The organism is Aeromonas sp. 25-AL00135 (genome assembly GCF_054052385.1).
Genome location: NZ_JBSTYQ010000008.1, coordinates 97,694 through 115,815 on the forward strand (window position 1 = coordinate 97,694; position 18,122 = coordinate 115,815).

Genomic DNA, 18,122 nt, shown 5'->3' on the forward strand with positions numbered 1-18,122 from the left:
CTAAAGAAACAAAACCTATGGGGAGGTCATACTCCTCAGCCCCTTCAGGTAGCGCTCCATAGTGGATGACTATGGCAGTCCTGCACCTATTAGATGCAGAACCAGCAGCCCGGTATGATGGCCTGGCCACTTCGGCGCTGACTCCTTTCCTTGTGCATCACAGGCATCACCCTCCGCACAAATACTCATAGGCAGCGCGCCTCTACTTAAAGGTATTCGCCGCACATTTTATCGAGATGGCAGCTTATAGCAAGTTTTTTGATTAAATAGTCACGATAAACATATCAAGGTCGAAAAATGGTAGTCAAATGATGCAACAACGCCTGTTTTGACGCTATTTTCACCTACTGCAGCTTCATTAGCATCCAATCTCCAAGCCTATTGCAGGCCATATTAAATATCTGTATTGATGTTCCCCACGGATATTATATTTAACCCGGCTTGACTTATTTAAATCGCCAAGCAAGAATCAGCTGGAACATAATATTTTTCTCTGACTCGACGTGGTAACTCCTATGAATGAATTTTTAAAGGTACTGCTTAATATCCGCAGTCTGCGTGCGACCTGCCGCGAACTTTCTCTGGAACAACTGGAAGAGGCACTGGAAAAACTCTCTGCGATCGTTGCTGAGCGTCAGCAGGATGAAGCTGCCGAGCGTCAGGCCCGTGAAGAGCATCTGCGGAAAATTAACGAATATAGCGAAATGCTGAAAGCCGCCGGTATTGACCCGGCAGAATTGGTAAGCGCTGTCGCTACCAACCCCGGCAAATCAGAAAAAGCCAAGCGGGCACCACGTCCTGCCAAATATCGCTATCAGGATAATGGCGTAGAGAAAACCTGGACCGGTCAGGGCCGTATGCCTTCGGCTATTGCCAGCGCAGTGGCAGCAGGCAAATCACTGGAAGACTTTGCTATCTGATCTCAATCTCGTTGCTAATAAAAAACCTCGCCTTGGCGAGGTTTTTTATTGCCGCTTAAATGTGACATATCAGATAGCCGATTGCGGGCGATCTGCTGCCTTGACCCACAGCACTTCACGATCCCCTGCCACGCAGATGAGATAGCGGGCAACGGTAAAGAACCAGTCACTCATCCGGTTCAGATAGGGCAGCACCTCGGGATTGACCCGCTCTTCCCGGCTCAATGTCAGCAGCAAGCGCTCGCAATGACGCACCAGAGTACGCACCACATGTGCTTGCGCCGCGGCACGGGAACCACCGGGCAATATAAATTGGCGCAGCGGCGGCAATGGCTCACTATAACGATCTATCTGCTGTTCAAGGCGAGTGGTCCAGGCGGCATTAACTTGCCAAATTGATTCATTCTGGGCGTCGCTGGAGAATGCCAACTCCCCCCCCAGATCAAACAACTCCTGTTGCAACAGCTGTAAATCAGCCAATAAACCGATCTCTTGCGACGGCACATCACAAATCAGCAAGCCAATATGGGAGTTGAGCTCATCGATATAACCGTAGGTCTCGACCCGCAAATGATCCTTTGGCAACTGGATACCATCGGCCAGCCGGGTCATGCCCTTATCGCCCTGCCTCGTATATATTCTCATACCGACATCCTGTTAATAATGGGAATAATCATGGATTCGAGTCCATTGAGTTTGATTTCGTAAGCCAACGCCAGCGTCTGGCCCAATTTACCCGCCGGAAAACCGCTGCGCGCCATCCACACCAGATAGGGCTCGGGAATATCGATGATACACCGCCCCTGATATTTACCGTAAGGCATCTTGTTGGTCAGAGTCAGCAGCACCTGTTCGTCGGATAGCCAATCCATATTAATCAATATCCAGATATTTATGAGTCTGGATTGAGAGTCGCCAGTTACGCGCGATACAGGTATCCATCGCCAATTGGGTGGCCCGTGGTTTCTGGCTGATCGGCTGCAAGGCAATGACCACGTCCGGGCGCAGGGTAGCAGTAGCGAGCAGCGTATCCAGCTCTTCAATATGGTGCTCGGTCGCCACCGGATGCTTGATCTCGTTGGCCCGCTCCAGCGCCGAGACCAGCACAGGCAGCCCCCCTTTCATACCGATCTTGGGGGAGACGGTTACCCAGGTCTGCTCATGGGTCTTGATCTCGCTGGTGCCACTGGTTTCAATCTGCACCTGATAACCCGCCGCCAGCAGGGCTGACGAGAGTTCGTGCAGATCGTAGAGGCAGGGCTCGCCACCGGTGATCACCACATGGCGCGCCTGATAACCCAGGTCGGTAAAGCTCTTGATAATCTGCGTGGTGCTAAGTTGGCTCCAACAATCGGATTCGTTGGAGCGATCCAGCACCGCCGCCTTGCCCACTTCACGAGCCGGATCAACAACCCAGGTATGACGGGTATCGCACCAGGGGCAGCCCACCGGGCAACCCTGCAGGCGAACAAAGATGGCGGGCAGGCCGGTAAAGATGCCCTCCCCCTGGATGGTCTGGAAAATCTCGTTGATTGGGTAGTGCATCTCGATCACGGCTTGTTGCAAAAGTCGCGGATTATACCCCAAGCCACGGCAAGACGCAGGCTCACTCTGCGCTTTTCTCACCCAGCCCGGTTTTCTCAAACAGTCTGGCCATGATGCCCGCCTTGTCGGCCAGATAGTTGTTCAGGCCGCGACTGCGCAGTTCACACGCAGGACACGTGCCGCAACCGTCACCGGCAATGCCGTTGTAGCAGGTCAGGGTCTGCTGGCGCACCGTGTCGAGGTGACCATAGTGATCCGCCAGAGCCCAGGTCTCGGCCTTGTCGAGCCACATCAAGGGAGTTTCAAAACGGATGCCGCGATCCAACCCCAGCGACACCGCCTGATTGAGGGCCTTGACGAACTCGTCACGGCAATCGGGATAGCCGGAGAAGTCGGTCTCGCAGACACCGGTGATCACCGCTTCGGCGCCCACCTGATAGGCATAGATGGAAGCCAGGGTCAGGAACAGGATATTGCGACCCGGCACGAAGGTGTTGGGCAGGCCATTATCCTGCAGCTCGCAGCTGACCGGGATGTCGTCACGGGTCAGGGCAGAGACCGCCAGCTCATTGAGCAGCGTCACATCCATCACCTTGTGGGCGGCAATCCCCAGTGCACTGCCCAGACGGCGCGCGGTGTCGATCTCTTCCCGATGGCGCTGGCCATAGTCAAAGGTGATGGCGTGCACTTCATCATACCGGGCCAATGCCTGCACCAGACAAGTAGTGCTGTCCTGACCACCGCTGAAAACCACGACTGCTTTTTTCATCTTGATAACTCCTTGAATTGTCACGCGCGGCGGCCTTCGGCAAAGTCCTGCCACTGGGTATTCAACCGATTGAACAGGGTCAGCAAGGGAGCATAGCGCTCCGGCCTTCCCTCCCACCGGGACAAGAGGTGATAGCCCGCCTCTATGGTAGAGAGGGCATCGGGAAAGGGTTTCTTGCGAATGGCATATTGACCGGCAATGGCACCAATGCCGAGGCGGGGCAAGCGGGCCAGTGCCGGGTTGCTCTGCAACATGCGATAGGCTTTGCGCCAGGTGCCGTCTAACAAGATAAAGGCGACGGATGCGGAGCCAGAGGATTCACTCTCCCACTGTTGGCGAAGATCGGTCAGCGAAATGGCATCCTCATCCGGCCAGAGTAGATAGCAGCGACGGGAAGGATCTGCAAGCAACCCATTGAGCCACTCATCGCGGGAAAAGTCCTCCCCCACATGGATCTCGCACTGTTGCAAAGAGGCTGCCAGCAGCGCCGCAGTCCCCTTGGGATGTGCCACCTCGTTGGGGTGCTGCAAGATGTAGAGGGGCGTGTGATTGTCAACCGGCACAATATAATCGCACAGGCAGGCTTTGAGGGCTCGGGTGCAACGTGTACAGTATCGACTGTTCTTGTCGTTGGACTGTTTCATGTTGTCAGACAAATCTGGATTGCTCTGGGTTATCACGCTCTCTCTCACCAGCTTGCTACTCTTCTTTACCGTTCCCAATCTTCAGCTCTCCTTCGATCGGCCCTTGATCGCCGGGGGCGAAGGGTGGCGGATCATAACAGGCAATCTGGCTCATACCAATCTGTGGCACCTGCTGCTCAATCTGGGCGGCCTCGCCATCCTCTATAGCCTGTTTCGCGACTATCTGGGTGGGGCTCGCCTGCCGCTGCTGATGTTGCTGCTCTGGCTGGCAGTGGGCTTGGGGATCTGGTGGTGGTGCCCGCAGACCCAATGGTACATGGGGCTATCCGGCTCGCTGCATGGTCTGTTTGTCTGGGGGGCAATGCAGGATATCCGCCACGGACGCCGCACATCGGGCTGGCTACTGTTGGCAGGGATGGGGCTCAAGCTGGCGATGGACTTCTACAACGCAGGAGAGAGCCCGATATCCACCCTGATCAATGCCAGGGTACACATCGGCTCTCATCTTATCGGGGCCGGTGCAGGCCTGTTGCTCGGCCTGCACCGTGTATCACTGAGTGAGCCTGTTACGCACCAACCAGCTCGGCATTGATGCTAGCCAACATGGCGGCCGGATCGGCAGCCTGCGTAATGGGGCGACCGATAACCAGATAATCGGACCCCGCCTCGACCGCCGCTTTCGGTGTCATCACCCGGCGCTGATCCCCGGCCGCTGAACCGGTCGGGCGAATACCCGGGGTCACCAGCTTGAACTCATCACCCAGCAAGGCTTTAAGCTCATGGGCCTCGTTGGCAGAGCAGACAACCCCATCCAAGCCGGATGCCTTGGTTAAGGTAGCCAGCCGGATCACCTGCTCGGCCGGGCTCACATCCAACCCGAGGGGGAGCATGTCGGACTGCTCCATGCTGGTCAACACGGTCACGCCGATAAGCAGGGGGGCCTTGTCGCCATAAGGCAGTAGCGCATCTTTGGCGGCACGCATCATCCGCTCACCACCACTGGCATGCACGTTGACCATCCAGACACCGAGCTCGGCACTGGCTGCCACGGCTTTGGCAACGGTATTGGGAATATCGTGAAACTTCAGATCCAGAAAGACATCGAATCCCTTGGCCACCAGCTGACGTACAAACTGCGGGCCAAACAGGGTAAACATCTCCTTGCCTACCTTGAGACGGCACTGGGCCGGAGAGATACGTTCAACGAACGCTAAGGCATCTGCCTCGTGCTGATAATCCAGCGCTACCAGTACTTTGGGATCTTGCATCTCACATCCTATTGCTTGTTATTCACCGTCCAGACCACGGATCGGCTTGATGGAACCCCACTGGCGACAAGACGGGCACTGCCAGAACAGCGAGTGAGTGGCAAAGCCGCACTGCCGACACTTGTGGGTTGACTTGATTTTGATCTGCTCGCCGACCAGCTGTTGCAGAAGCTCGAGGCTCTCCTTGGCAGGCCCCTCCTCCGCACTGGCCAGTTGAAAACCCACCAACTGGTAAAAACCTTTCATCGACGGATGACGACGCAGCTGACGCAGCACCAGCGAACGGGCCTGACTCAGGCCATCACGCTCTTCAACCAGCTTGGCAAGGGCCAGGGTCACGCTGACACCGGCGTGATCTTCCACTGCCTTCTCAAGCAGCGGGATCAACGCAGGCGTGCGCCCCAACTGCTGATAGCACTCGAGCAATTTGGGCATCGCCTCGGAGGCAAAGTCGATATCCTGCTCGAACACCCGCAGCAGCTCCTTGCTGGCCTGCTCATACTCCCCTTCCGCCATGGCAAGCTCAGCGAGGCGCAAACTGGCCCGGGCACATGCCTGATTGATACTGAGCGCCCGTTTGAGCTTGGCCAGCCCCTCCCCTTTATTGCCCTCACGCAGCGCGATCTCGGCTTGTTCGCAATAGAAATGGGAGATGGGGTCGGCCAGCTTCTTGCCCTGGAATTTTTGCAGACGCACCGCCACATCGATGGCCTTATCCCAATCCCGCAACTGCTGATGGATGATCAACAGCTGTGCCAGCGCCGTCTCTTCATAGTCGCTGTCGTCACACAGCTCATTCCAGAGTGCTTCAGCACGGTCGAGCAGACCGGCAGCAAGAAAGTCGCGCGCAAGCTCCTGCAGGGCAAGCTGTCGCTGCTCCCGGGTCAGTTGGCGGGTTACCAGGTTCTGGTGGATCTTGATGGCACGATCGACCTCCCCACGCTGGCGAAACAGGTTGCCGAGGGAGAGGTGTGTTTCGATGGTTTCACTGTCCACCTCAAGCAGCTGGATAAAGAGATCCACCGCCTTGTCGGATTCATCGGACAGCAAATAGTTGAGGCCCGCCACATACTGGCGGGAAAACTGGTTACTCTGTTTTTGGGTGTCCTGGCGAACACTCCTGCGACCCATGTACCAACCATAACCGGCAGCGATGGGCAACAGCAGGAAAAGCAGTTCAAGCATTGAGGAACATTATTCCTTACCCGGTGACCGGGCCAGCTCCAACTCGCGGGATTGACGACGCATGGTGCGGTTGAGGGTGCGGTTTTGCATTTTCAGGCGCAGGAACAGCAGGCCGAATACCAGCCAGCCCAGCAAAAAGCCGCCAGCAAAGAAGAAGCCCAACAGCATGGCAAGTGAAAACTCCCCCTGAGCAATCAGGTAATTGAACTGAACCAGCTGGCCATTTTGTGAGCCCAGCGCCAGGGTCAGAACAAACACCAGCACCAGCGGAATGAGGGCCAAAATACGCTTCATAAGAGCTCCCTGTCAGTATCTAATGAGAGGCTGATTATCCTTAAAATCGCAGGCAGACTCTAGAGTGAATGGGAAAAGAGTTTAAGAAACAAGACGATTGGCACAGGAATCGGTGCCAAAAAGAAAAAAGGCATACCCGAGGTATGCCCATTTCTGCATTATTCAATGATGTTGACGCGCTCGCGCAACTCTTTGCCAGGTTTGAAGTGCGGGACATATTTCCCGGTCAGTTCAACCTTGTCCCCAGTCTTGGGGTTGCGGCCCACACGGGGCGCACGATAGTGCAGTGAAAAACTGCCAAATCCGCGGATTTCAATCCGGTCGCCGTTTTGCAAGGTCGACGCCATCTGCTCAAGGATCTCCTTGATGGCGGCTTCGACATCCTTGGCCGGCATATGCATGCGGCTGGCTGCCAGTTGTTCGATGAGATCTGATTTGGTCATAACGTTAAATCTCCTTCCCCGATCACATGCAATATTCATTTTGCCAGGATAAAAAAGGGCGGCGCAATGCCGCCCTTTTCTTGCATCAAGGATTACTCACCCTTGGCGGCTTTGAACGCTTCCATCATAGCATTGCTGAACACAACTTCTTCTTGCTGGTTCAGGTTATCGATAGCAACACGCTCATCAGCCTCGTCCTTAGCACGGACAGACAGGCTTACGGTGCGGTTCTTACGATCAACGCCCATGAATTTAGCTTCAACTTCGTCACCAACAGACAGCACCAGAGTGGCGTCTTCTACACGGTCACGAGCAGCGTCGGAGGCACGCAGGTAGCCTTCTACGCCATCAGCCAGTTCGATAACGGCACCTTTGGCATCAACCTCGGTAACCTTACCCTTCACGATAGCACCTTTCTTGTTGTCAGCCAGGTACTTGTTGAACGGGTCTTCTTCGATCTGCTTGACACCCAGGGAGATGCGCTCACGCTCCGGATCCACTTGCAGAACAACGGCTTCGATCTCGTCGCCTTTCTTGAATTCACGCACGGCTTCTTCGCCCTGGTTGTTCCAGGAGATGTCAGACAGGTGAACCAGACCGTCGATGCCGCCATCCAGACCGATGAAGATACCGAAGTCAGTGATGGACTTGATCTTGCCGGAAACACGGTCGCCTTTGGCGTGAGTTTCGGCAAACAGCTGCCACGGGTTGGATTTGCACTGCTTCAGACCCAGGGAGATACGACGACGCTCTTCGTCGATGTCCAGAACCATCACGTCAACCACGTCGCCAACGTTAACAACTTTGGACGGGTGGATGTTCTTGTTGGTCCAATCCATCTCGGATACGTGTACCAGGCCTTCAACGCCTTCTTCGATTTCAACGAAGCAGCCGTAGTCGGTCAGGTTGGTCACGCGGCCAGACAGACGGGTGGTCTCCGGGTAACGCTTGGCGATAGCAACCCAGGGATCTTCGCCCAGCTGCTTCAGACCCAGGGATACACGGGTACGCTCGCGGTCGAACTTCAGAACCTTGACAGCGATCTCGTCGCCAACGTTGACGATTTCGGAAGGATGCTTAACGCGCTTCCACGCCATGTCGGTGATGTGCAGCAGGCCGTCAACACCGCCCAGATCTACGAATGCACCGTAGTCGGTCAGGTTCTTGACGATACCCTTAACTTCTTGACCTTCTTGCAGGTTAGCCAGCAGGCTTTCGCGCTCGGAGGTGTTCTCGGTCTCGATCACGGCACGACGGGAAACAACAACGTTGTTGCGCTTCTGGTCCAGCTTGATGACTTTGAACTCGAGTTCTTTGTTTTCCAGGTGAGCGGTGTCACGGATCGGACGCACGTCAACCAGAGAACCCGGCAGGAAGGCACGGATGCCGTTCAGTTCAACGGTGAAACCACCCTTGACCTTGCCGTTGATGATACCGATAACGGTAGCTTGCTCTTCGTAAGCCTTCTCAAGCTGCAGCCAGGCTTCGTGGCGCTTGGCTTTTTCGCGGGACAGCTTGGTTTCGCCGAAACCATCTTCGATAGAGTCCAGAGCCACGTCAACGGTGTCGCCGACGTTGATTTCCAGCTCGCCCATGGCGTTCTTGAATTCTTCAGCCGGGATAGCGGACTCGGATTTCAGACCGGCGTCAACCAGTACGAAACCGTTCTCGATAGCAACGACAGTACCCTTGACGATGGAACCTTGACGGGTTTCAACGGCGTTCAGGGACTCTTCAAAGAGTTGAGCAAAAGATTCGATCATTGTTTATGTCACAAATGAAACATCCACTTGCAATCCGGCACAAGCGGGGCTGTTTTAAATAATCTGCGCCATCCTTGGTGCAGACGACCGGATGTCAGCTTGCGCTGGCATCACCAAGTTGTTGCTCTGCATAGGCGAGTACTGTTGCCAGCACTTCATCTATGGTCATGGCGGTAGAGTCTACCACCAGAGCATCTTCTGCCGGTTTCAGGGGTGCAGTAGCGCGATTTCTGTCGCGATCGTCACGTTCCCGAATCTCGGTTAAAAGACGCTCAAAGTTAACATCAAAGCCCTTATCTTGCAACTGCTTATAGCGACGCTGGGCCCGTTCTTCGGCACTGGCGTCGAGGAAAATCTTCACCTCGGCCTCGGGGAAAACAACTGTACCCATGTCACGACCATCGGCAATCAGACCCGGGGCCTGACGAAATGCCCGCTGACGGCGCAACAATGCTTCGCGCACCCGAGGGAAGGCGGCGATTTTACTGGCAGCATTACCCACTTCTTCGGTGCGGATGGTGCGGGAGACATCTTCCCCTTCCAGGATCACCTTGACCAGATCGCCCTCAACCTGAAATTGCACATCCAGATTGGCAGCCAGCGGCACCAGTGAGGCTTCACTGTCCAGCTCTACATCGTGATGCAGGGCGGCCAGGGACAACACCCGATAGATGGCGCCCGAGTCCAGCAAGTGCCAACCCAGCTTCTCAGCAAGCAGCTGACACAAGGTGCCTTTACCTGCACCACTGGGGCCATCAATTGTCATTACGGGGGCCATCTGAGGCATAACTTCTCTCCTGCACTGTGTTGCTCCCATCCCGAAGGGGTGGGTTAATGGGCGCCGATTATACCCGAATGTGGTGAGCCTGGCAGTCATCAATCCGCACAAAGGGCCAAAACCCCGACGGACAGCTGTGCTTGTATCTCATTTGGAGATTTCATTAAGCAATGCAGGGACTTGTTCTTATGGTCGTTCCTGACAAGGCGCGCTAAACTGGCCCCCTTTTTTGAGCCGTTAGTAGTAAGGAGCAACCTATGAGCAGCGTTACCCTCGTGGCCAAATCCAAATTGCCAACCCCTTGGGGCACCTTCACGCTGGTAGGTTTTCAGGAAACCGGCACAGGCAAAGACCACGCCGCACTGGTGATGGGCGACATTACCGGTGACGAGCCCGTGCTGGGCCGGATCCACTCAGAGTGCCTGACCGGCGACGCCCTGTTCAGCCTGCGTTGTGACTGCGGTTTCCAGTTGCAGGCGGCCATGGAGAATATCGCCAAAGCCGGTCGTGGCGTGTTGCTGTATGTGCGTCAAGAGGGCCGTGGCATCGGCTTGCTCAACAAGATCCGCGCCTATCACCTGCAGGATCAGGGGGCCGATACCGTGGAAGCCAACGTGGCCCTTGGTTTCGCGGCCGATATGCGCGACTACACCATCTGCGCCGATATGCTCAAGCAGCTTGAGGTCAAGTCTCTCAAACTGATGACCAACAACCCGCGCAAGATGAAAGCGATGGAATCCTTCGGTATTCCGGTGGCCGAACGGGTACCGTTGCAGGAAGGGCGCAATCCCCACAACGAGTTCTATCTGTCGACCAAGGCCAACAAGCTGGATCATATGCTGAAGAAGTGAGACTGAATTAACGAATGTCAGATAGTCAAACGCCTCCCGAACGGAGGCGTTTTTCTTGGGACGACCCTAGCTATCGCTGTGGTACGGTCAGATTGGCCAGCAGAGCTTCAAGCTCTTCGCCAGTGCGGGCAGCACAGTATTGTTCGACCCGCTCGCGGGTCAATTGCGGCGCGAGACGTTCAATCAGATCGTAGAGATAGCCGCATAAAAATGCCCCTCTGCGCAACCCGATAGTGGCCACACCGCCTGGTAGCCAGGGCACCGTTTTGAGCACCAGATCGCCATCGCGCTGGGGCTCCCAGGCAAAAGTTGCCATCACCCCGATGCCCATCCCTTGTCTGACATAGGTCTTGAGCACATCACTGTCGCTCGCACAGCAGGCGATCCGGCTCTCGGCATGAGCGCAATCAGTGCCATGAGCGGCAGAGAGCGCCCTTCCATCGGTCACCAATGCAAACTCCACCAGCTCGGCCGAGGTCAGCGATGTTGCTTTGGCCAACGAATGATCCTTGGGTAGCACCAAGCCCCGTTGCCACTGAAAAGAGGGGAGCACAAGCAGATCGCTCCCCTCCTCCGGTTCATCCGCCAGCAGCAGATCGGCCGCGCCATCATGCACGGCTGCGCGACACTGCGCAGCACTCCCCTGCATCACAGTTACGGCAACTTTGGGAAAGCGGGCCATGAACCCCTTGAGGATGGCGGGCAGAATATAACGGGCTTGCAGATGAGTGGCGGCAATGGTGAGGGTTCCCTGCTCCGGATGCACATGCTGCCTGGCCATGACCTTGATGGTGGCGACCTTGTCCAGCACCTCCGCGGCCACTTTGATCACATCACGACCTATGGGGGTGATTTGGGTCAAGTGTTTGCCGCTGCGCTCGAAGATCTGGATCCCCAGCTCATCCTCCAGCATCCGCACCTGTTTGCTGATCCCGGGCTGGGAGGTAAAGAGGCTCTCGGCGGTGGCCGACAGATTCAGCCTGTGGTTGGCCACCTCGACGATATAGCGCAATTGCTGCAATTTCATGGTGTAGCCCTCAAGCGAACCCACCGTTAATAGTAACAAACTTTCAGCAATGGCCCGCCACCATCAGGCCGGGCGATCCTTAAGTAGAAAATCGCGCAAGGCACGGTTGGCCATGGAGAGCGGATCGCCACGCCGCCACGCCACGCAGAGATCGAGATAGATGGGCGGGTCGAAGGGCACGCCACTCAGATCTGGCTCCTCTTCCAGCACCATCCGCAAGAAGGTGGTCACCGCAAAGCCTTGCCGCACCACCGCCTTGAGCAGAGGGATAAGATTGCTCTCGAAGGCGATATCGGGTTCAACGCCCAGGCTCTGGGCCAGCGCCTCCATATGCTCCCGGTGATAAAAGCCACGGCGAAACAGCGCCAGCTCCTGAGCGAAAAACTGTGAGAGGGTGACGGCCGGTTCGCCGCGCAAGGGGTGATCATCCCCCACCACCATCAACATCTCTTCACTCAACAGATGTGCCCCCTCGATGGCGGGCGGCAGATCACTGGTGATGAGAATGGCCAGATCGAGGGAGCCATCCACCATCCGGCTGAGTAACTCGCGAGTACCTGCCTCTTCGACCCGGATCTTGAGGCCGGGGTAGCGGTGCTTGAAGGCCATCAGACGAGGGGGGAAATAGTAGGAGCCCATCATATAGGGGATCCCGATCCGTACCTCCCCCCGCTCCAACCCCTTGAGCTCGGCCATCTCGGCCTCGGCCTGATGCATCTGCAGCAACAGACGCTCGGCATGGCGACAGAGCACCTCTCCCTCCGGGGTGAGCCGTACCGCCCGGTCCTGTCGATCAAACAGCCGCAATTCGAGCTGCTGCTCCAGTTTGGCAATGGCCATGCTGATGGCCGGTTGTGCCACATGCAGACTGTTGGCTGCCTTGGTAAATGAGCCGGCATCCCTGACCGCCAGCAGATAGGTGAGCTGTTTCAGATCCATGTATCAATTCATCTTATAAGATGGATAACTTAAATATATTATATTTATAACAGCAAGGACTCTACCCTGACCAAAAGTAGTCAGGACAATACGCAATGATTGAAGTTGGAAGTCGCGAGTGGATACGTGCAACCCTGGCCCTCAGCCTGGGCTCTTTTCTGGTATTTCTGAACCTCTACCAGACCCATCCCCTGTTACCCCTGATCGCCGAGGTCTTCTCGGTCAACTCCCTCTCGGCCAGCTAGACCCTGGCAGGATGCACTGCTGGCCTCGCCGCCTCCCTGCTGATCTGCGCCAGACTGGCGGATCGCCATGGCCGTCGGCAGGTCATGCTGGGTACCCTCACCCTGGCGATCCTGCTCTCACTGTTAATCCCGCTGGTTGAGCAGTTTGGCACCCTGCTGCTGCTACGCATCCTGCAGGGCGCGCTGCTGGCAGGACTGCCCGCGACCGCGATTGCCTATATGGGGGAAGAGTTCAGTAAACGGGCGCTGCTCTCGGCGGTGGGGGTCTATATTGCCGCCAACTCCCTCGGTGGCATTGCCGGTCGGGTGGTCGGCGGCCTGCTGGCTGGCTGGTTTGGCGACTGGCAGCATACCTTTCTGGGGATCGGAGTGATCAGCCTGTCACTGCTGCCGCTGGTCTTCTGGTTGCTGCCCCACCAGACCCGCTTTGTGGCGAGCGCCCCCGTTCGCGGTCAATTTGCCCGCGCCTTGCAGCAACACCTGACCAATCCCTTGCTGGTAGGGGCTTACCTTATCGGCGGGCTCAACTTTATGGTGTTTCTGAACCAGTTCAGTTATCTCACCTTCCTGCTGGCAAAGCCTCCTTTCTCCTTGCCCACCCAGTGGCTCGGCATGCTGTTTCTCACCTATCTCTCGGGGACGGTGGCCTCCTCAATGAGCGGCCGCTTTGCCAACCGCTGGGGGGCGCAACGCATGCTGCTGGTCGGGATCGCCCTGATGGCCCTCGGCAGTCTGTGGCTGCTGCAGGGCAGTCTGCCCGGGATCCTGAGTGGCTTGCTGATCTCCAGCTTCGGCTTTTTCCTGGCACACGCCTGCGCCAGCGCCTGGGTTGGTCATCATGTCGAACACAACCGCGCCCTCGCCTCCTCCCTCTATCTGGTGGCCTACTATCTGGGAGCCAGTCTGGGGGGACTTTACCTGCACCCGTTCTGGGAGCAGGGCGAGCTGGGCGGTCTGGTCATGGGAATTGAACTGGTCCTCATCCTGACGGTGGGCTTGAGCCTCTGGCTCGGCCGTATCAAGCAGCGAAGCCAATCGCCACTGCCCGCCCAGCAACCCCACCGACACGGGTAACGGGCTCAGCGCAAACAGGATCACCCACGAGCAGATGGCGATCTCGCAACCCAGCACTGCCAGATAGCAAAAGGGGTCACTTGGTGATAATGCCGATCCATTAAGGACCCATTGATAACTCCTTATGGCGCCCATTTGTAACCCCGAGTTCCTTCCTGCAAGCTCGCCAAAAGTTTGGCCACAAGAGCATCGAGCGGCGGTTTCACGGCACCGCCACAGACAGGCACCAGCAGGCCAATCACCTCGGTTGGGCTAGGCTGTCGCAGCTCGCCGTCGATAGCGTGTGTGGCACACGCCCGACACCCCGGACAATGCAGCAGAGTTGGCCAAACCCGACCCCCAGCATTGGGAGACTGTCAATCCGCTGGTGCGCATGCTTTGCCAGATGGAACTCACCAGTCACCTGTATGTTCAGGCCGTCATAGACAGCTACGTCGTCAACGAGATGGTGCTGGCGAAAAAGCCTATCGAACGCACGCCAAAGCACTCGTTCACCCAGCTCGACAAGGGGTTCTAGTCGCTCGGCCAGGCCGAGAACTATCCCGAAGCGGGTGGCTGAGCTAGAGAAACAAGCGGGACAGTTTGTATTGCCGGAACGAAGGGAGCGAAGTTATCCCGCAGCGTGAAGCCAAGGCCACAGAGGTATAGTGTAACAAAAGCCAATAAAAACAATGCCATTCAGGCTCAACCTACTGGCATTAACAACAAGGCGCCCTGTTCATTTGTATTTCGCAGATGTGTTGGCTCAGGCAAGGCTGGTGGCAGGCAACTGACAGGCCACTGCTTCCCGGCGCAACTGCTGCAAGCGGGCCAGCAGCCCGGTCTGGCCGAGCTCCGTCTCCTGAGGCGAGAGATTGTCCACCAGCAGCGGATAGTGATCCGTCACCGCCTGCATCAACCAGTCGAGGCGACGCAGGGTGAGCGGGCCGCAGCTCTGGCCGCTCAGATCATCGGCCACATCGAGCCGGTGGCTGCGATACATGTCCCGCCACCAGTTGGCGACCAGCGCCTCGTCGCTCGCCAGCGCGGCGCTCCACTCCCCTTGCAGGGCGTGCAGGCGGGCCAGCACGGGCGCGCTGGCCCCTTCGCGGATCAGGTGATGGATCTCCCGTTTCACCCATTTCAGGCAGAGTTCACGCCAGTAGCGAAATTGCGGCAGAGGATCGGCCTCATCGAGCCAGAGTCCGGAGAGGGTGCGGGTCTCCAACCGCTCCGGTACATGGAACTGCGGGTCGACCAGACCGTTGGAGTTGTATTCAAAGCGGGGATCGAAGGTCCACATATAGCCAAAGTCGAACACGCAGATCTGCTCGCCGTCATCGAGCAGGTTGCCCGGGCTCGGGTCCCAGTCAAACCAGCCCCAGCGGGCCAGCTCACCCTGCACCTCCAGCATCTGGGCCAGATTGCGTTCGTTGAGCTGATGGACCGGCACTCCCCGCAACCAGGGGGAGACCAGCACACCTGCCCGCGCCGAGCCGAAGCTGGTGCAGACCACGTGGGATAGGACGGTAGGATGCAACTCGCGCAGCGCCTCGATTTCGCGCCGCCGCTCCAGCTCGGTCAGAAAGGCGGTCTTGCCATCAAGGTTGGCCACCAGTGAATCCTGACGGCGCCGCTTGAGGCACCAGTGATGCCCCTCCACCTTGAGGTGAAACACCTCGGCGGTGAGACCGTGGCGATAGACCTTGACCACAGCCGGATGGCTATCCTTCAGCTTGACCAGTTGGGCCAGCGGCAGCGGGCAGTCGCGCTCGCGTCCGATCCGGATCTCTTCCTTGCTCTCCAGCATGCGCAGCAATCTGGCCTGACGTGCCATCACTTTGGGATTCATACATGTACCTCCAGTCGCTATCGAGAGACTAAACAGCAGCTCCCTCCCAAGCCAGCGGCAAAACCCCATGATGACGCTTTCATCACATATTCCGAACAACCCCTCGATCGGGATCACAATTTGCAAGGTTGAGCTGTAACCAAATATTCATTAAGTGGTCATTAAATTGACAAGCTGAAACAAGGCCCGCACCATCGGGTCAAACTCTATGCGGATGAACGATCTCTCCCTCACTCGCTCAAAGGATGAGCTTATATGAATCGCCCCTCCTCAGGCCGCCCCTGCGTTCTGAGTCTGCCCTCTGGGCTGCTTGCCCTGCTGGGCGGATTGCTGCTGCTGACCCTGTTGTTGCCGCTGATCAATCCCGGTAGCTGGCTGGGCCGTGCCCAGCCGCTGGTACTGGGCCCCGCCGACAACCCGCTGGCTACCCTCACCCGCCACGCCCTGCTCTATAAAAGCGACAGCCGCGGCCTCTATCTGGTGGTGCGCAGCCAATGGCAGTTGCGAGGGCCGCTGCAAGCAGGAGACAAGGTGCGGGTGGAGCTGCTCAACGACAAGGGGGAGCGGATTGACCAGCTCAGTCAAGCGGTGGATAAACGTCAGGTGTGCCGCAATAACCGCTGCTCGCTGGATCTCAACAGCACCCTGCGCGCCCCGGATGATGCGCTGGCCAGCCGTTATCAGCTGCGCATCGGTCTGCTGCTCAAGGATCGCCCCGAGAGCGGCGATTTCAGCCAGATCCTGCAAACCCTGCCGGAGCAGGGCTTCAACCTCACCTATCTGGTGGTAAGCCTGACGCTGGTGCTGGCCCTGAGCGCCGCCGTGCTCAAAACGGTGTTGCCAAAGCTGCGCCGCAGCCTGCGCTGGCGGATCATCGGCAGCCTGCTGCTCGGCAACCTCACCTTCGTGCTGCTGCACGGCTTCGTGGTGTTCAAGCTGGGGGAGTTTCTGCTCTGGTCAGGCTTTCGGCCGGAGCACTACTATCTCGCCTGGGGCAGCATGGTGCTGGGCTGGAGCCTCTGCGCGCTGGCGGGCTTCAACCTCTATATGGGGCTGGTCTTTACCGCGCTGTCAGGCATAGGTCTGCTGGCCAACTTTATGAAGATCGCCATCTACGGCGTGCCGCTCGGCGGGGACGATTTTGGCAACCTGCTGGCGCTGCTGCGGATCCTGCTCGATCAGCACCCCATCCTGCCCATCTTCACCGTGTTGCTGGCACTGTTTCTCTGCTGGCGCTTTGCCCTGTCACGCTGGGTATTGCGCACTGCCGCCGCCACCGTCGCCTTCTTTGCCCTGTGCGTGTTTGCCACCCAGACCGGCAACAAGCTGCTGGGGGCCAACATTCGCTACGTGGATCGCGCGGTCAACTACCACAGGGACATCATCCGCTCCGGCCCCGGCCTCTATCTGTTCAATCTGGTGGACGAGATGCTGCAAAGCGGCAGCGTGTTTCGCTACCCCTTGCAGATCAACGAGCTGACCCCGCAGCTGAGTTATCCGCCCCAGGGCATTGCGCCGCGCTGGGATCTGGTGATCGTGCTGCAATATGAGTCGCTCTGGCTCGACTGGAAGGGGCGGATCTGCGCACCGGCTCCCACCCTCTCCCTGCCCGCCAGCGTGCAGCAGTGGCAAAAGACCATCCACTCCCCCACCACTGGCGGCATGACGGTGCTGGCGGAGTTCGAGATGAACACCGGCCTGCCGGTGGGCTTGCTCAAGCAGGGCGTAGTGCCCTACTACTACCTCTCGCAGCAGGTGCCGGGACTGGCCCAGAGCGCCAGACAGAGCGGCTATAAGACCTTGTTTGCCCACCCCTATGTAGAGAAGTTCTGGGGCCGCGCCAAGGCAATCCCGGCGCTCGGCTATGAGGAGCGCTGGTTCGATACCCGTTTTACCACCCTTGAGCACAAGGGGCTCTATATCTCAGATGATGCGCTCATCGACCACCTGCTCAAGCGCAGCGAACAGGATGACAAACCGCTGTTTGCCTATGCGGTCACCATGCAGGGGCACGGCCCCTTCGATGGCCCCCGCTATCAGGGGCAGGAGCGCAGCGGCGCCTGTCCGAACCAGAGCGAGAGCGACACCCAGTTACTCAACACCTATTACACAGGGGTGGTGGATACCATGGCCTCGCTGGAGCGACTGCTCAAGACCCTAGACCAGTCGGACAAGCGCTATCTGGTGGTGGCCTTTGGCGATCACCAGCCGTTTTTGATGTCTGCCGGCAAGGGGATTCACGGTGACAAGCCGGCGCGCGATGCCACCTACCAGATCCCCATGATGGCCTTCACCCGCGCAGATGATCCCCTCAATCTAGCGACCCAGTTTGCGCCGGTGCGCCAGCTCTACCAGATGGGTCAGGCCACCCGCCAGCTGCTGGCGGGGGATATCACCCCCATCGAAGAGAAGCCCCTGCTCCATCCGGTGCTGGGAGAAGAGAAGGGGTTCGACCCCTCGAGCCTAGTGCCGCAGATCCGCGCCAGCTTCCGGCCCGATGCCCTGCCCTGATCACGCCCCACAAAAACAGACAAGGCCGCATCCGC

Annotated in this window: 18 protein-coding genes, 2 pseudogenes and 1 riboswitch; of the genes and pseudogenes, 6 read left to right on the plus strand and 14 right to left on the minus strand. The window is 57.6% G+C overall.

The window, feature by feature from the left end; translation table 11 throughout:
* Positions 1–41: 41 nt before the first annotated feature.
* Positions 42–213: riboswitch (Lysine riboswitch) on the minus strand.
* A 302-nt stretch (positions 214–515) separates the two neighbouring features.
* Positions 516–920: an H-NS family histone-like protein gene (locus tag ACW5XC_RS09390; protein ID WP_005337123.1), complete on the plus strand. Its 405-nt coding sequence runs from the start codon at positions 516–518 to the stop codon at positions 918–920.
* Positions 921–989: 69 nt separating this feature from the next.
* Here the strand turns inward: ACW5XC_RS09390 and ACW5XC_RS09395 are convergent, their stop codons facing one another.
* The 5 genes from ACW5XC_RS09395 to ACW5XC_RS09415 all read right to left on the minus strand — a co-directional run bounded on the left by ACW5XC_RS09395 (position 990) and on the right by ACW5XC_RS09415 (position 3,878).
* Positions 990–1,565, minus strand: a complete 576-nt coding sequence (locus ACW5XC_RS09395; protein WP_005351171.1) for a cob(I)yrinic acid a,c-diamide adenosyltransferase — start codon at positions 1,563–1,565, stop codon at positions 990–992.
* Positions 1,562–1,792 (minus strand): DUF3820 family protein, encoded by a 231-nt coding sequence (locus ACW5XC_RS09400; protein ID WP_042053065.1) that lies wholly within the window; start codon positions 1,790–1,792, stop codon positions 1,562–1,564. Before ACW5XC_RS09400 ends, ACW5XC_RS09395 begins: the two co-directional genes overlap by 4 nt.
* 1 nt (position 1,793) lies before the next feature.
* A complete protein-coding gene (gene queE / locus ACW5XC_RS09405) occupies positions 1,794–2,465 on the minus strand; it encodes a 7-carboxy-7-deazaguanine synthase QueE (protein WP_042053066.1) in 672 nt (223 codons plus the stop codon).
* Positions 2,466–2,526: 61 nt separating this feature from the next.
* A complete protein-coding gene (gene queC / locus ACW5XC_RS09410) occupies positions 2,527–3,234 on the minus strand; it encodes a 7-cyano-7-deazaguanine synthase QueC (RefSeq protein ID WP_005359893.1) in 708 nt (235 codons plus the stop codon).
* Between the two features lie 20 nt (positions 3,235–3,254).
* Entirely contained in the window at positions 3,255–3,878 is a 624-nt protein-coding gene (locus ACW5XC_RS09415) for a tRNA-uridine aminocarboxypropyltransferase (RefSeq protein ID WP_042053069.1), read from the minus strand.
* Between ACW5XC_RS09415 and rrtA the strand changes: the two genes are divergently transcribed.
* The gene (gene rrtA, locus ACW5XC_RS09420; protein ID WP_074042643.1) at positions 3,877–4,470 is read left to right on the plus strand and encodes a rhombosortase; all 594 of its coding nucleotides are present in this window, start codon (positions 3,877–3,879) and stop codon (positions 4,468–4,470) included. The two genes, ACW5XC_RS09415 and rrtA, sit on opposite strands and share 2 nt — an antisense overlap.
* On the opposite strand, the gene pyrF is transcribed toward rrtA, so the two are convergent.
* The 6 genes from pyrF to cmk all read right to left on the minus strand — a co-directional run bounded on the left by pyrF (position 4,445) and on the right by cmk (position 9,618).
* Complete coding sequence (gene pyrF, locus ACW5XC_RS09425) at positions 4,445–5,146, minus strand: orotidine-5'-phosphate decarboxylase (RefSeq protein ID WP_042053071.1); 702 nt, start codon at positions 5,144–5,146, stop codon at positions 4,445–4,447. The genes rrtA and pyrF overlap by 26 nt on opposite strands.
* Positions 5,147–5,164: 18 nt before the next feature.
* Positions 5,165–6,331, minus strand: a complete 1,167-nt coding sequence (lapB, locus tag ACW5XC_RS09430) for a lipopolysaccharide assembly protein LapB (RefSeq protein WP_042053072.1) — start codon at positions 6,329–6,331, stop codon at positions 5,165–5,167.
* A gap of 9 nt (positions 6,332–6,340) precedes the next feature.
* Complete coding sequence (locus ACW5XC_RS09435) at positions 6,341–6,625, minus strand: LapA family protein (RefSeq protein ID WP_005337143.1); 285 nt, start codon at positions 6,623–6,625, stop codon at positions 6,341–6,343.
* Positions 6,626–6,783: 158 nt separating this feature from the next.
* On the minus strand, positions 6,784–7,068 hold the full coding sequence (ihfB, locus tag ACW5XC_RS09440) for an integration host factor subunit beta (protein WP_005299934.1): 285 nt from the start codon (positions 7,066–7,068) through the stop codon (positions 6,784–6,786).
* A gap of 92 nt (positions 7,069–7,160) precedes the next feature.
* Complete coding sequence (rpsA, locus tag ACW5XC_RS09445) at positions 7,161–8,831, minus strand: 30S ribosomal protein S1 (protein WP_005337148.1); 1,671 nt, start codon at positions 8,829–8,831, stop codon at positions 7,161–7,163.
* A 94-nt stretch (positions 8,832–8,925) separates the two neighbouring features.
* Positions 8,926–9,618: a (d)CMP kinase gene (cmk, locus tag ACW5XC_RS09450; protein WP_019444698.1), complete on the minus strand. Its 693-nt coding sequence runs from the start codon at positions 9,616–9,618 to the stop codon at positions 8,926–8,928.
* Positions 9,619–9,866: 248 nt separating this feature from the next.
* Between cmk and ribA the strand changes: the two genes are divergently transcribed.
* Positions 9,867–10,460: a GTP cyclohydrolase II gene (gene ribA / locus ACW5XC_RS09455; protein ID WP_005351157.1), complete on the plus strand. Its 594-nt coding sequence runs from the start codon at positions 9,867–9,869 to the stop codon at positions 10,458–10,460.
* 70 nt (positions 10,461–10,530) lie between these two features.
* On the opposite strand, the gene ACW5XC_RS09460 is transcribed toward ribA, so the two are convergent.
* Together ACW5XC_RS09460 and ACW5XC_RS09465 are read right to left on the minus strand one after the other, a co-directional pair.
* Positions 10,531–11,487 (minus strand): LysR substrate-binding domain-containing protein, encoded by a 957-nt coding sequence (locus tag ACW5XC_RS09460; RefSeq protein WP_042053073.1) that lies wholly within the window; start codon positions 11,485–11,487, stop codon positions 10,531–10,533.
* Positions 11,488–11,550: 63 nt separating this feature from the next.
* Complete coding sequence (locus ACW5XC_RS09465) at positions 11,551–12,426, minus strand: LysR family transcriptional regulator (protein WP_042053074.1); 876 nt, start codon at positions 12,424–12,426, stop codon at positions 11,551–11,553.
* A gap of 95 nt (positions 12,427–12,521) precedes the next feature.
* Here ACW5XC_RS09465 and ACW5XC_RS09470 point away from each other — a divergent pair.
* Positions 12,522–13,745: pseudogene (locus tag ACW5XC_RS09470) on the plus strand (MFS transporter).
* A 128-nt stretch (positions 13,746–13,873) separates the two neighbouring features.
* A pseudogene (locus ACW5XC_RS09475) lies at positions 13,874–14,259 on the plus strand (IS4 family transposase); the annotation flags it as partial.
* Between the two features lie 231 nt (positions 14,260–14,490).
* Here ACW5XC_RS09475 and ACW5XC_RS09480 read toward each other — a convergent pair.
* The gene (locus tag ACW5XC_RS09480; RefSeq protein WP_005333743.1) at positions 14,491–15,576 is read right to left on the minus strand and encodes a protein kinase family protein; all 1,086 of its coding nucleotides are present in this window, start codon (positions 15,574–15,576) and stop codon (positions 14,491–14,493) included.
* A 255-nt stretch (positions 15,577–15,831) separates the two neighbouring features.
* Here ACW5XC_RS09480 and ACW5XC_RS09485 point away from each other — a divergent pair, with 255 nt between their 5' ends.
* Positions 15,832–18,087 carry an LTA synthase family protein gene (locus tag ACW5XC_RS09485; protein ID WP_042053077.1) on the plus strand — a complete coding sequence of 752 codons (2,256 nt, stop codon included), beginning with the start codon at positions 15,832–15,834 and terminating at the stop codon, positions 18,085–18,087.
* Positions 18,088–18,122: the final 35 nt, after the last annotated feature.